8 protein-coding genes and 1 rRNA gene are annotated in these 14,214 nt (G+C 65.7%); 7 read left to right on the top strand and 2 right to left on the bottom strand.

What is annotated here, in order from left to right:
- Positions 1-32 precede the first annotated feature (32 nt).
- The 7 genes from OZ911_RS09460 (at position 33) to OZ911_RS09430 (ending at position 11,820) form a co-directional block, all read left to right on the top strand.
- Positions 33-2,690 (top strand): LuxR C-terminal-related transcriptional regulator, encoded by a 2,658-nt coding sequence (locus OZ911_RS09460; protein WP_070086483.1) that lies wholly within the window; start codon positions 33-35, stop codon positions 2,688-2,690.
- Positions 2,691-2,800: 110 nt separating this feature from the next.
- Positions 2,801-4,588 carry an acyl-CoA dehydrogenase C-terminal domain-containing protein gene (locus tag OZ911_RS09455; RefSeq protein ID WP_070086484.1) on the top strand — a complete coding sequence of 596 codons (1,788 nt, stop codon included), beginning with the start codon at positions 2,801-2,803 and terminating at the stop codon, positions 4,586-4,588.
- Between the two features lie 172 nt (positions 4,589-4,760).
- The gene (locus tag OZ911_RS09450) at positions 4,761-6,863 is read left to right on the top strand and encodes a 3-hydroxyacyl-CoA dehydrogenase NAD-binding domain-containing protein (RefSeq protein ID WP_070086485.1); all 2,103 of its coding nucleotides are present in this window, start codon (positions 4,761-4,763) and stop codon (positions 6,861-6,863) included.
- Between the two features lie 34 nt (positions 6,864-6,897).
- Complete coding sequence (locus OZ911_RS09445) at positions 6,898-8,082, top strand: acetyl-CoA C-acyltransferase (RefSeq protein ID WP_023049523.1); 1,185 nt, start codon at positions 6,898-6,900, stop codon at positions 8,080-8,082.
- A 15-nt stretch (positions 8,083-8,097) separates the two neighbouring features.
- Entirely contained in the window at positions 8,098-8,871 is a 774-nt protein-coding gene (locus OZ911_RS09440) for an SDR family NAD(P)-dependent oxidoreductase (protein WP_016485843.1), read from the top strand.
- A 30-nt stretch (positions 8,872-8,901) separates the two neighbouring features.
- Entirely contained in the window at positions 8,902-10,542 is a 1,641-nt protein-coding gene (gene prpR, locus OZ911_RS09435) for a propionate catabolism operon regulatory protein PrpR (RefSeq protein ID WP_016485842.1), read from the top strand.
- 75 nt (positions 10,543-10,617) lie between these two features.
- Positions 10,618-11,820 (top strand): MFS transporter, encoded by a 1,203-nt coding sequence (locus tag OZ911_RS09430; RefSeq protein WP_070086486.1) that lies wholly within the window; start codon positions 10,618-10,620, stop codon positions 11,818-11,820.
- Between the two features lie 10 nt (positions 11,821-11,830).
- On the opposite strand, the gene OZ911_RS09425 is transcribed toward OZ911_RS09430, so the two are convergent.
- Entirely contained in the window at positions 11,831-13,639 is a 1,809-nt protein-coding gene (locus tag OZ911_RS09425; RefSeq protein WP_023048219.1) for an ABC transporter ATP-binding protein/permease, read from the bottom strand.
- Positions 13,640-13,964: 325 nt separating this feature from the next.
- Positions 13,965-14,080: ribosomal RNA gene (gene rrf, locus OZ911_RS09420) — 5S ribosomal RNA — on the bottom strand.
- Positions 14,081-14,214 lie beyond the last annotated feature (134 nt).

The following is a 14,214-nucleotide window of genomic DNA, read 5'->3' as shown; positions in this document are numbered from 1 at the left end:
ATGTCTGGCCAAACCGATGGAACCTGCTAGCCATGCATCTTCCCGCGCTCAAACCGAACCAGCTTCGCCCGCCCGCCGAGCCGACCAGGGGGGTGGTGCGAGCGCGGCTGCTCGACCAGTTGGCCAACGCCCTGGACGAAGGCAGCGTCGTGCTCCTGCAAGCACCGCTGGGCTATGGCAAGAGCACACTGCTTGGCCAGTTCACCCGCAGCCTGGCCGGGCCTTGGGCATGGCTGCGCCTGACCCGCGCCGAGAACCAGCCACAGGCCCTGCTGCTGCACCTGCACGCTGCGCTGCAACTGCCTGCGCAACAACGCGATACACCGCAGGCCGAGCACCTGTGGAGCCTGATTCTGGCCGACCTGGAGGCGCGCCAGGCGCCGCTGACGCTGCTGCTCGACGACCTGCACCTGCTCAACGCCGCGCCCGCCTGGCAGTACCTGGACACGCTGCTGCATGACCCGCCGCCTGCGCTGCGCCTGGTCGCCGCCAGCGAAGGACCGCCCCCGCTGCCGCTGGCCCACTTGCGCCGCGAGGGTCGGTTGATTGTGCTGGGCGCCCGTGACCTGGCCCTGGACAGCGAAGAGACGCGCCAGTTGGCACAGGCCCGGGACGTCAACCTGGGCAGCGATGCGCTGTACCAGCTGCGCGCCGGCAGCGAAGGCTGGCTTAGCGGTGTGCTGTTCTGGTTCGAGGCCTACCGCGAGGCGCTGCACAGCACCGGCCAGGCCCCTGCTGACCTGCGCCCGATCACCCGCCAGGCCTATGCCCATGCCCGGCAGTTTCTCGAAGAAGAACGGCTGCAGCGCTTGCCCGTGCCGTTGCGGATATTTCTGGAACACACCGCCGTGGCCCAGGTGTTTGATGCAGGCCTTGCCAGCGAACTGGCCGCCGATGCCGATGTGCCCGCCGCGCTGCGCCAGCTGCAGCGCCTGGACCTGATCATCGAAGTCCCCCAGGGCAGCCACGCCGAGTACCGCTACCACCCAGCCCTGCGCAACAGCCTCTACCAACGCCTGGAACAACGCGACCCCCAACGCCTGCGCCAGCTGCACCGCCAGGCTGCCAGCTGGCTGCTGGCCCAGCGCCGCTACACCGAGGCGATCTACCAGTTCGGCCGGGCACGCGACCTGGATGCCGTGCTCAACATCGTCGACCGGCACGGTTTCGAGCTGCTGCGCGAGGGCAAGGTCAACACCCTGGTCGATGTGCTCGACGAGGTCGCTGGCCACGCTGGCAACGACAGCTTCACCTTGGCGGTGACCGAGGCCTCCACGGTGATGGTCACCAACGATATCGCCCAGGCCTGCCAGTGCCTGCACCAGCTACACGCCTTGCAGCGCCGCCAGGCAGTGCCGCGCCACCCCGAGCGGGTGCAGCAGACGGTAATGTTCTTGCGCAGCCGCCTGGCCTACCTGGGCGGCAACCTGGGGCACGCCCTGGCCCTCGCGGCGCGGGCACTGCAGCGGTTTCCCCAGCACAACGCAGCGCGCTCGGTGCTGTATTTCGACCGCGCCAACTGCCTGGCGGCGCTCGGCCAACTGGAGCAGGCCCACACCGAAGGCAGCCGCGCCCTACGCGAGCTGCAGGGCTTTGGCCTGAGCGGCTACACCAACCTGCTGCAACTGTTGCTGGCGCAGATCGAACTGGCCCAGGGTGCCAACGATGCTGCCTGGGCGCGCCTGCAAGGCATGGCCGAGCTGCCTGCCGCCGGCAGTTCGGGGCGCTTCTATGAACTGTTCCGCCACCTGGGCAAAGGCCTGGCACTGCTGCAAGCCAACCGCCTGGCCCAGGCACGCCAAGCCCTGGCCCAGGCCGAGGTGCTGGCACTGGGCTTCCCCCACAGCGCTGCGCTGCCCTGGGTGTTTCACCACCAGGCATGCCTGCACTGGGCGCTGGGCGAGACCGGCCAGGCCAGGGCACGCTGGGCAGAGGTACGCCGGCTGGCCCGCCAAAACCGTTTGCTTACCCTCTACCGCCAGGCCGGCGCCTGGCTCGCGCGCCTGGCCTTGCGCGACAATGACCAGGACTACCTGCCCGACTGGCTCGACCAATGGCACTGGTGCCGGCGCCAATATGGCGAGCAACTCTTACCGGAAGAGTGGCTTGCCTATGCCTGGGTGCAACGCCACCTCGGCCAGCGCGACAAGGCCTGGCAGATCCAGCAGAGCTTGCAGGCTCAAGCGCAGGCCCAAGGCAACCGCCGCCTGCTGGTCGACGCACTGCTGCTCCACGCTGCCCTGCTACAGGACCGTGGCGCCCGCGACGACGCCCTGCTCAGCCTCGAACAGGCGCTGCAACTGGCCTGCACCTACGGCTTCGGCCAACTGCTGCAGTATGAAGGTGACGTCTGCCTGGAGGCCCTGCGCCAACTGCTGCTGCCCCAGGTGCGCCAACGCCTGGGCCTGCAGGCCCCAGCGCCCTTGCGCGAGCACCTGAATGCCCTGTTCCGGCCATTGCTGGCAAACAAGGAAAACGTGGAAAGCGCCCTGATCGTGCCGCTCTCGCGCCGTGAGCTGGAAGTGTTGCAGCGCATGGCCCGCGGGCAGAGCAACGGGCAGATCGCCGAGGCGATGTTCATCAGCCTTAGCACGGTCAAGACCCACATCAACAACCTGTTCCGCAAGCTCGACGTGGCCGACCGCGACAGCGCCCTGTGTTCGGCGCGCGAACTGCAACTGCTGGGCTGACCTCCACCTGGCCCTCGCCGCGATTCCACCCGCCATTCCACCCCGGGGTGGACGCGGTGCCCGGGCCTGCCTGTTACAACATGCCGAGTCCACCCAGCCAGGAGTTCGGCATGCCCAGCTACACCGCCCCATTGCGCGATATCACCTTTGTTGCCCAGGAGCTGCTCGGCCTGAGCCGCCACTACCAACAACTGACTGGCTGTGAAGCCCCGGACGCGGCTACCTTCGCCGCCATCGTCGAAGAAGGTGCCAAATTCGCCGAACAGCAGCTGGCCCCGCTCAACGCCGTGGGCGACCAGCACGGCTGCCAGTGGCAGGACGGCAAGGTGACAACCCCGCCCGGCTTTGCCGATGCCTACAAACGCTTCGCCGACAACGGCTGGCTGGGCCTGGACAAGAACCCGGCCTTCGGTGGCCAGGGCCTGCCGCCGTCGCTGGGGTTCGTCAACTACGAGATGGTGTGCAGCGTCAACCACGCCTGGGGCATGTACGGCAACCTCGCCGGAGGCGCCATCAGCACCCTCAGCGAGCACGCTGACGAAGCCCTGCAGCAGCGCTTGCTGCCACCGATGATCGCCGGCCGCTGGGGCGGCACCATGTGCCTGACCGAAGCCCACTGTGGTTCGGACCTCGGCCTGCTGCGTACCAGCGCCAAGCCTCAAGCCGACGGCACCTACCAGGTCAGCGGCAGCAAGATGTTCATCTCCGCCGGTGAGCACGACATGACCGAAAATATTATCCACCTGGTGCTGGCGCGCATCGAAGGCGCGCCGGCGGGGGTCAAAGGCATTTCGCTGTTCGCCGTGCCGAAGATCCAGGTCGATGCCCAAGGCCAGCTTGGCGCGCCCAACGGTGTGAGCTGCGGCTCCATCGAGCACAAGATGGGCATCCACGGCAACGCTACCTGCGTGCTCAACTTCGACAGCGCCACAGGCTACCTGCTGGGCGAGGCCAACCGTGGCCTGAACGCCATGTTCACCTACATCAACGAGTCGCGCCTGGCGGTGTCCCAGCAGGCCCAGGCTCACGCCGAAGCGTCGTTCCAGGGTGCCTTGGCCTATGCCCGGGACCGCGTGCAGATGCGCGCCACACCCCGCCTGCGCAGTGACCAGCCAGCCGACCCGATCATCGGCCATGCCGATGTACGGCGCATGCTGCTGACCCAAAAAGCCTATGCCGAAGGTGGCCGCATGCTTGCCTACACCTGCGCCAAGGGCGTCGACCAGTTGCACCACGGCGCCAGCGCCGGCGTGCGCGAGGCGGCGGCACGCCGCCTCGCGCTGCTCACGCCGATTGCCAAAGGCTTTCTCACCGAAACCGGCAACGAGGCCGCGCAACTGGGTATTCAGGTATTCGGTGGCCACGGCTACATCCGCGAGTGGGGCATGGAGCAGATTGCACGCGACGTGCGCATCACCGCGATCTACGAAGGCACCAACACCATCCAGGGCCTCGACCTGCTGACCCGCAAGGTGCTCGCCGATGGTGGCGAAGCCCTGGGCGAACTGCTCGGTGAAATCGAAGACTTCACCCAGAGCACAAGTGCCCCGACCCACCTGGCCCAGGCCCTGCTCAAGCAAGTGATTGCCTGGCGCGAAGTCAGTGCCTGGCTGAGTGACGCCAGCGCAGGCGATGCCAACCTGATCGGCGCCAGCGCCTACGACTACCTGATGCTCAGCGGTTACACCCTGCTCGGCTACCTCTGGCTGCGCGCTGCGTGCGTGGCCGAACGGGCACTGGCTGCCGGCAGCGACGAGGCGGCCTTCTACCAAGGCAAGCGCGAGACCGCACGCTTCTACCTGCAACGCCTGCTGCCACGCGCCAACCTGCACGAAACGCTGATTCGCACCGGTAGCAACAACCTGATGGACATCAGCGAGGCCGCATTCGCCCGCTGATACCAGCGCGCCGGTCAAAACCCCGGCAAGCGGCGCTTTACCCTGTGGGAGCGGGCTTGCCCGCGAAGAAAACACCGCGGTGCATGGCACCGGCTTCGCCGGTGTTCGCGGGCGAGCCCGCTCCCACCGGGTCGGGCGTGCGCCCACGGCCCACTAACAGGAAGGTTACCCCATGCAACTCATCGACTATCGCCGCGAAAACCAACTGGCCCTGATCGGCCTGCGCCACGCGCCGGTCAACGCCCTTGGCCATGACTTGCGCCAGGCACTGATGCAGGCCTGCAGCCGGGCCGCTGCTGACCCCGAAGTGCAGGCCATTATCCTGCACGGTGAGCAACTGCCGTTCAGTGCCGGTGCCGACATCAGCGAGTTCGGCAGCCCACGCACCTGGGAGGCGCCGGCACTGCCCGAACTCCTCGATGCCCTGACCCGCATCGAAAAACCCCTGATTGCCGCCATCGACGGGGTGGCCCTGGGCGGCGGCCTGGAACTGGCCCTGGCTTGCAGCCATCGTCTGGCTACCGCCACCGCACGCCTGGGGCTGCCCGAAGTCCGCCTGGGCCTGCTGCCCGGTGCTGGCGGCACCCAGCGCCTGCCGCGCCTTATCGGCGTGGCCCCGGCGTTGGAGATGATGCTCAGCGGCGACCCGATCGATGGCCGCCAGGGCCTTGCCCTGGGTCTGATCGATCGCCTGGTCGAAAGCCGGCAGGACTTACTCGAAGCAGCCTGCACTTTGGCTCGCGAGCAACTGGCCCAACCGGCACTGCCAAGCGCCCCTGCAACACCTTTGGCCGACGGCCTGGCAAGCGATTTCTTCGCCAGCCGCGAGGCACAGCTGATCGCCCGCAAGCCCGGCCAGACTGCGCCCCTGCGCGTGCTCGCCGCGGTCCGCGCCGCCTGCGAGATGCCCCTGGCCGAGGGCCTGGCCCGCGAGCAGGTACTGTTCCGCGAAGCCCTGCAAGACCCACAGGCCACCGCCCTGCGCCACCAGTTCTTCGCCGAGCGCGAGGCGCTGCGCGTACCCGGCATCGACGCCAGCACGGCGCTGCGCGGCATTGACCGGGTAGCGGTGATCGGCGCCGGCACCATGGGCGCCGGCATCGCCATGAACTTTATCAACGCCGGTATCCCGGTACGCCTGCTGGAGCTCAAGCCCGAAGCGCTGGACCGGGGCCTGGCGCAGATCCGCAAGACCTACGAAGGCAGCATCAAGCGCGGCAAGCTTAGCGCCGAGCAGCTCGATCAACGTATGAACCTGCTGCAAGGCACCCTCGACTACGCCGACCTGGCCGACGCCGACCTGGTGATCGAGGCGGTGTTCGAGGACCTGTCGATCAAGCAGCAGGTGTTCCGCACCCTGGACCGGGTGTGCAAGGCGGGCGCGATTCTCGCCAGCAACACCTCGACCCTTGACGTCGACCGCATCGCCGCCTGTACCCGCCGACCGCAGGACGTGGTCGGCCTGCATTTCTTCAGCCCGGCGAACGTCATGCGCCTGCTCGAAGTGGTGCGCGGCCGGCTGACGGCGCCCGACGTGCTGGCCACCACGTTGCAGGTCGCCAAGCGCATCGGCAAATTGCCGGTGGTGTCGGGCGTGTGCTTTGGCTTCATCGGCAACCGCATGCTCGAACCCTATGCCCGCGAAGCCCACCGCCTGGTGCTTGAAGGCGCCTCGCCAGCCCAGGTGGACAAGGTCCTCACCGGCCTGGGCCTGGCCATGGGCGTGTTCGCCATGTACGACCTGGCCGGCATTGATGTCGGCTACCTGGTGCGCCAGGCACGGCGCAGTGAAATCGCCCACGACCCGAGCTACTTCCGCCTGGCCGACGAACTCTACAGCCTGGGCCGCTACGGCCAGAAGAGCGGGCGCGGGTTCTACCGCTACGAAGGCCGCGAACGCATCGAAGACCCGGAAGTGGAGCAGACTGCGGTGCAACTGGCGGCCAGGCTGGGCATCACCCGGCGCACCATCAGCGACGCCGAAATCCACGACCGCTGCCTGTTCATGCTGATCAACGAGGGCCTGCAGGTGCTCGATGAAGGCATTGCCCTGCGCAGTGGCGACATCGACCTGGTGTGGACCAACGGCTACGGCTTCCCGGCCTGGCGTGGGGGCCCACTGCACTATGCCCGCGAGCTGGGCCTGGACAACGTGCTGGCGGGCATCGAGCAACAGCGCGAAGCGCTCGGCGCCTATGGCCACATGTGGCTACAGCCAGCCCCGTTGCTGCGGCGCCTGGCTTCCAGTGCGAAGTTGCGCACGGCCAGCCTATGAGCCGTTCTCCCCTGTTCATCAAGGAACCCCGGACATGAAAGAAGCCGTCATTCTCTCCACTGCCCGTACCCCGATCGGCAAGGCCTTTCGCGGCGCGCTGAACAACACCCGCTCGCCGAGCCTGGCCGCGCAGGCCATCCAGGCGGCGGTGGTCCGCGCCAGCATCGCCGGTGATGAAATCGAAGACCTGGTAATGGGTACCGCGATGCCCTCCGGCACCGCTGGCTGGAACCTGGGCCGCATGAGCGCGCTGGCTGCCGGCCTGCCGGTGTCGGTCAGCGGCCAGACCCTGGACCGCCAGTGCGCCTCCGGGCTGATGGCAATCGCCACCGCCGCCAAACAGATCATGGTCGATGGCATGCAGGTGACCGTCGGCGCCGGCCAGGAAAACATCAGCGCGGTACAGGCGCGTAACCTGGAATGGGCATTGGCCGAGCAGGACAGCCGCGTGATTCAACGTGTCCCACATGCCTACATGCCGATGCTGCAGACTGCCGAGCACGTGGCCAAGCGCTATGGCATCAGCCGCGACGCCCAGGACGCCTACGCCCTACAGTCACAGCTGCGCACCGCCGCCGCCCAGCGCAACGGGTTGTTCGAGACCGAAATCGTGCCCGTGACAGCGCAGCAGTTGATCAAAGACAAGCAGACCGGCGAGGTCAGTTACCGCGAGGTGACCCTGACGCAGGACGAAGGCAACCGCCCGCAGACACGCCTGGAGGACCTGACCGGCTTGAAACCCGTGCTCGAAGGCGGCTGCATCACCGCCGGCAATGCCAGCCAGCTGTCCGACGGTGCCAGCGCCTGCGTACTGATGAACGCGCGCCTGGCCGAGCAGCGCAACCTTGAGCCGCTGGGCCTTTACCGGGGCATCGCGGTGGCCGGCCTGGCCCCGGAAGAGATGGGCATTGGCCCGGTATACGCCGTGCCGCACCTGCTCAAGCAGCATGGGCTGAAGGTGGGCGACATCGGCCTGTGGGAACTCAACGAAGCGTTCGCCTGCCAGGTGCTGTATTGCCGCGACAAGCTGGGTATCGACCCCGCGCGGCTGAACGTCAACGGCGGCGCCATCGCCATCGGCCATCCCTATGGCATGAGCGGTGCGCGGATGGTCGGGCATGCCTTGCTCGAAGGCAAACGGCGCGGGGAGCGGTTCGTGGTTGTGACCATGTGCGTGGGCGGTGGCATGGGTGCCGCCGGCCTGTTCGAAGTACTTTGACCAAGGGCCGACAGCATGCTTGCAAACACATTTTCCTTGACTGGCAAGACCGTGCTGGTCACCGGGGCCTCCAGCGGCCTGGGCGCGCATTTCGCACGCCTGGCCCAGGCTGCTGGCGCCCGGGTGGTGCTGGCAGCGCGCAGGGTCGAGCGCCTGCAGGCGCTGGCCGACGCACTGCAGGCCAACGGCGGTGAAGCACTTGCCGTGGCACTGGACGTGACCCGCCGCGACAGCGTCGAGCAGGCCTTCGACCAAGCCGAGGCACGCTTTGGCGTGGTCGACGTGATCATCAACAATGCCGGTATCGGCGACCCCGGGCGCTTTCTCGATATGAGGGAGCAGGACTGGCAACGCATGCTCTCGACCAACCTCGACGGTGTGTTTCATGTTGCCCAGTGCGCAGCCCAGCGCCTGGTCAAGGCCGGGCAGCCAGGCAGCATCGTCAACATCGCCTCGATCCTCGGCCTGCGGGTCGGCAGCGGCCTGAGCCACTACTGCACGGCCAAGGCCGCCGTGGTGCAACTGACCAAGGCCATGGCACTGGAGCTGGCCCGCTACCGGATCCGCGTCAATGCCATTGCCCCAGGCTACTTCAGGACCGAGATGAACGAAGACTACTTCGACAGCGAGGACGGTCAGGGTTACATCAAAAACCACGTGCCGATGCGCCGCCTGGGGCAACTGCACGAACTGGACGGCCCTTTGCTGTTGCTGGCCAGTGATGCCGGCGCATTCATGACCGGCAGCATCGTGGCCGTGGATGGCGGGCACCTGGTAAACCCTCTGTAATGCCCCAATTGCTGTAGACAAGGAGCCTGTATGCCCGTCACCGCTTACCTGCCCCGCGTGGTTGCGCTGGTTACCCACCTGCATCGCCCCGCCGCTCCCAGCCGCATGGCGCAACTGATCGAGCAAGTAAGCGCCGACTACCGGCAACAAGCCCGTATAGAGGTCATCGAAACCAGCCTGGCCGACCTGCTGCCACTGGCGCGCAAGCTGGAAAGCCACCAGCAGGCAGACGTCATTCTGTGTTCCGGGGCTGCCGCCGATTACTTGCGACATCACCTGATTACCTCGGTGCGAACCCTGCACCTGGGCGAGTTCGACCTGATCCGTGCCCTGGTGCAGGCCCGCGACCGGGCCAGCCGGGTGGGTATCCTCAGTTTCGCCCAGCCGTACCCGGAACTGGCGGCGATGCAGGCGCTGTTCACCCTGCAGATTCGCGAGCACACCTACACCAGCCTGGAGCAGGCCCGGGATCAGGTCGAACGCTTGGTCGCGGATGGCTTCGAGGTGATCATCGGCTCGCCAACGGTATGCCAGTTGGCCGACGCCGCGGGTGCCCAAGGCGTGCTGGCGCTGGATGCCGAAAGCCTGCGCCATACATTCGACAGCCTGGTGACCCTGAGTGCCAAGGCTGGTGAGCCCCCCACACACCGCCTGCCACGGCGCGGCCGTGAACAGCCCGATGCGCGCCCGTTCAAGGCGCGCCATCGCTTCGAGCAACTGCTCGGTGACGCGCCGGCATTTCGCGCCATCCTGAGCCTGGCTCAGCGCTACGCACAGGCCGACGCCACGGTGCTGATCACCGGCGAGAGTGGTACCGGCAAGGAGTTGCTGGCGCAAAGCATGCACCACGCCAGCCCGCGCCAACAGGGGCCGTTCGTGGCGATCAACTGTGCGGCGCTGCCCGAGTCGCTGCTTGAAAGTGAACTGTTCGGCTACGAGGACGGTGCCTTCACCGGTTCGCGCAAAGGCGGCAAGCCCGGCCTGATCGAGCTGGCGCACACCGGCACCTTGTTCCTCGACGAAATAGGTGACATGCCGGTGGCCCTGCAAACCCGCCTGCTGCGGGTGCTGCAGGAGCGCGAGGTGCTGCGTTTGGGCGCCTGCCAGCCGAAGGCAGTGGATATCCGGGTGATTGCCGCCACCCATTGCGACCTGCCCGCGCGCATCGCCGACCAGCGCTTTCGCCAGGACCTGTATTACCGCCTGAATATCCTGCGCCTGGCCGTACCGCCGCTACGCGAGCGGATCGCAGACATCGTGCCGCTGTTCAATGCCCTGCTTGCGCGCCACTGCCGAGCCAGGGGCTTGCCGCCTTCAAGTGACGAGCACGTGCAGCACATTCTGCCATTGATGCTGCGCCACCCTTGGCCGGGCAACATGCGTGAGCTGGAGAACATCGCCGAGCGCGCGGCCTTGTGCCTGAGTCCGCAGGGCCACGATGACAAGGTCGACTTGGCCACGTTGTTCCCGGAGTTCTTCGAGGCCGGCGCGGCTGCAGCGGCGAAGCTGCCCCATGCCGCCACCGACAACCTGCGTAGCCTGGGCAAAGCAGCCGAAACGGCCCATGCGCGTCAGGTGCTGGCTTGCTGCGACGGCGACATGGACGAGGCCGCGCGGCGCCTGGGGGTCAGCCGCAGCACCGTCTGGCGGCGGGTGCGCAGCTTGGCCTGACCGGTCGTGGTTCCGGTTTGCATCCTGCGCGTGGGCTCCTACAGTTTGAACGTAGCAACGCTGACGAGACCCCAGATGCGCAGCAATGAAGAAAGCGGCGCCGTTAATGCCAGCCGAACCTTGCCAAAGATCCCGCGCAGTGTCTGGGCGCTGGGCTTCGTGTCGATGTTCATGGACATTTCCTCGGAGATGATCCACGCCCTGCTGCCACTGTACATGGTCACCGTGCTCGGCACTTCGGTGGTTGCTGTGGGCGTTATCGAAGGTATCGCCGAGGCAACCGCCTCGATCACCAAAGTGTTTTCCGGCGCGCTCAGCGACCGGCTGGGCAAGCGCAAGCTGCTGACCGTGCTCGGCTACGGCTTGGGCGCGCTGACCAAGCCAGTATTCCCCATGGCCTCCGGGCTGGAGTGGCTGATCGCAGCACGTTTCGTCGACCGGGTCGGCAAAGGCATCCGTGGGGCGCCGCGTGATGCGTTGGTGGCTGATGTCACGCCCCCCGAGTTGCGTGGTGCCGCCTTTGGCCTGCGTCAGGCGCTGGATACGGTTGGCGCTTTCCTCGGGCCATTGCTGGCGATCGTGCTGATGTGGCTGACCGCGAGCCACTTCCAGAGGGTGTTCTGGGTGTCGGTGATCCCAGCGTTGGTGGCGGTGTACATCCTCATCGCCTTCGTGCGCGAACCTGAAACGCCTGCCACGACACCGCCCGTGCGCGCACCGCTGGCGGTGCACGAACGGGTACGCCTGGGCCCGGCCTACTGGCGGCTGATCGGCCTGGCCACCTTGTTCACCCTTGCCCGCTTCAGCGAGGCCTTCCTGCTACTGCGCGCCCAGGACATGGGCCTGGCGCCAATGTGGGCGCCTGCGGTGCTGGTGCTGATGGCGCTGGCCTACTCGGTGTCGGCCTACCCTGCCGGGGTAATGTCGGACCGTCTGGGGCGCCGCGGCGTGCTGATGACGGGGCTGGGGCTGCTGATCGCCGCCGACCTGTTGCTGGCCCTGCTGTCTGGCTGGGCGGGGCTGGCCTTGGGGGTTGCCGCCTGGGGCCTGCACCTGGGCTTCACCCAAGGCATCTTCGCGGCCATGATCGCCGACAGCGCACCGGCCAACCTGCGCGGGACCGCCTTCGGCCTGTTCAACCTGCTGACCGGGGTGGCACTGCTGACGGCCAGCGTGGTGGCAGGGTTGTTGTGGGATGGTGCGGGGTTCCAGGCAACCTTCCTGGTCGGCGCAGGGCTTGCCAGCACCACCCTGGTGGGGGTGATGCTGTTACGTTGAGCACACCGGACTAGGCCAACGCCGGCTCTTGCTTGAGCAACGACCAGCCCCCGTGCCCATCCACCTCCAGCCGGTGAGTATGGAACCCCGCCAGTGTGCTGCGATGGCCAACACTGACCAGCAGCGCACCCGGCATTTCCGTGCGCAGCAGCGAATACAGGGCGTGCTCGAGCCCTTCGTCCATCGCCGAAGTGGACTCATCGAGGAACACTACCTGAGGCCGGTTGAACAGCACCCGTGCGAACGCCAGGCGCTGCTGCTCGCCCACCGAGAGAATATGCGACCAGTCGCAACTGACCTCCAGCCGCTCCGCCAGATGAGCCAGGTTGACCTGGCGCAAGGCCTGTTGCATACGTACTTCGTCCTCGGGCTTGCTGGCTGCCGGGTAGGCGATGACCGCCCGCAAGTCCCCCAGCGGCAGGTAGGGGCGCTGCGACAGGAATAACGCCTGATGGCCTGGCGGGCGCCTGACCTTACCTTCAGCGTAAGGCCAAAGGCCCGCCAGGGCTCGCAGCAGGGTAGTTTTACCACTGCCCGACGGGCCCTTGATCAACAATGCCTGACCGGCGTGCAGGCTCAGGCCAAGGTCAGCGACAAGGGCATGCCCGTCTGGCCGCAGCACCTGCAGATCAATGATTTCCAGCCCATGCTGCTGAGCCTCGAGGGTGACACGCGGCAAGGCGCTCGCCTGCTGGTTGGCATCAAGAAAACCGGTCAGACGGTCGAGGGTGGCCCGGTATTGAGCGAACGCATCGTAAGATTCGCGGAAGAACGACAATGAATCCTGCACCTGGCCAAAGGCCTGGGCGGTCTGCATCACGTCACCCAACTTGATCGCACCGCTGAAGAAGCGTGGCGCCTGGAGTATAAACGGGAACACCACGGCAACCTGGCTAACACCCAGGTTGAAACCACTGAATTTCAGGTTCCGGAACACCAGCGCCCAGGCATTGACGATCAAGGCGCCAAAGCGGCCCAGTAACGTGCCACGCTCCACCGAGGCGCCTTGGTAGAAGGCAATGTTCTCGGCATTCTCGCGCAGGCGCATCAGCGCATAGCGAAAGTTGGCGGTGAGTTTTTCATTGAGGAAGTTCAGACGGATCAACGGGCGCCCCAGGCGGAAGGCAATCCAGGTGGCAACGATGACATACAGGTACACGGCAAACACCATCGCCCGGGGGACTTCCACACCGGCAACCGCCAGCGGTGCCGACAGCGACCAGAGGATCCCGGTGAAGGCCACCAGCGACACCAGTGCACTGACAGCACCCAAGGCCAGGGTGACCGAGTTGGTGACAAATGCATTGGCATCCAGTTCGATACGCTGGTCAGGGTTGTCCACCGGCTCGGCCAGAAACTGACCACGGTAGTAGGCATCGCCATGCATCCAGTCGTGGGTCAGACGCTCGGTGAGCCAGACCCGCCAACGAATGCTGAATGCCTGGGTTACATAGAAGGTGAACAGCGAACGCAGTACATGGATGGTGGCCAGTACGGCAAAGACGCCGAGCATGTACCAGAAAGCGGATTGATCCAGGCCTTGCAAGGCACTGTAGAAGCCGTTGTACCAGAACGAGAACAGTACGTTGAGGCGCACCGAGAACAGCGTCAACACCAGCAACAGCGCAAACACCAGCAGTGGGCGCCAACTGCGCCTGAAACTGAAGTAGGGCCCGGCAAGCTGCCAGAACTGGCTGCCCCAGCGCGTGCAACGTACAGCCAGTGTCGCGGCAGCGGTAAAGCAGACAAGGGTGATGAACGAAGCGATTGCCAGCCATCGCAGGCTCTCTTGCAGGGCCTGGTGCCAGTTCATGTCCATGGTGGGTATCCGTGCTGAGTATTTCCGCGAGCGTAGCATTGCCCTACGTTTCATCAGGCATAGATGACGTACATTTCATGATCCTGACCTGTTGCCACAGACCCTGCAGGAGCGGCCTTGTGTCGCGATCGGCGACTTACCACAGACCCCTGTAGGAGCAGCCTTGTGCTGCGAAGAGGCCATTGCAGCCGAAGATAATCTTTAGCCTTACCGGCCTCTTCGCAGCACAAGGCTGCTCCTACAGGGGTTCGGGCAGGGCTGAATTTTTTGCCCACAAAGACAAAACCCCTACCTGCATGCGCAGATAGGGGTTTTGCGAAATGAATCTTGACGATGACCTACTCTCACATGGGGAAACCCCACACTACCATCGGCGATGCATCGTTTCACTGCTGAGTTCGGGATGGGATCAGGTGGTTCCAATGCTCTATGGTCGTCAAGAAATTCTGTAGCCAGAATGTCCAGATGGACAGCCCAGCGAATCCGGATATGTGATGTTTGTGGTTCGTTGCGAACTTTCGGTTCGTATCATCTTCACCACCGCAATCTGCGTCAGCAAATTGCTTGGGTGTTAT

Source organism: Pseudomonas fortuita (genome assembly GCF_026898135.2).
Lineage (GTDB): Bacteria > Pseudomonadota > Gammaproteobacteria > Pseudomonadales > Pseudomonadaceae > Aquipseudomonas > Aquipseudomonas fortuita.
Note: the sequence above shows the minus strand (reverse complement) of the source record. Positions and strands in the feature narration are given on the sequence as shown.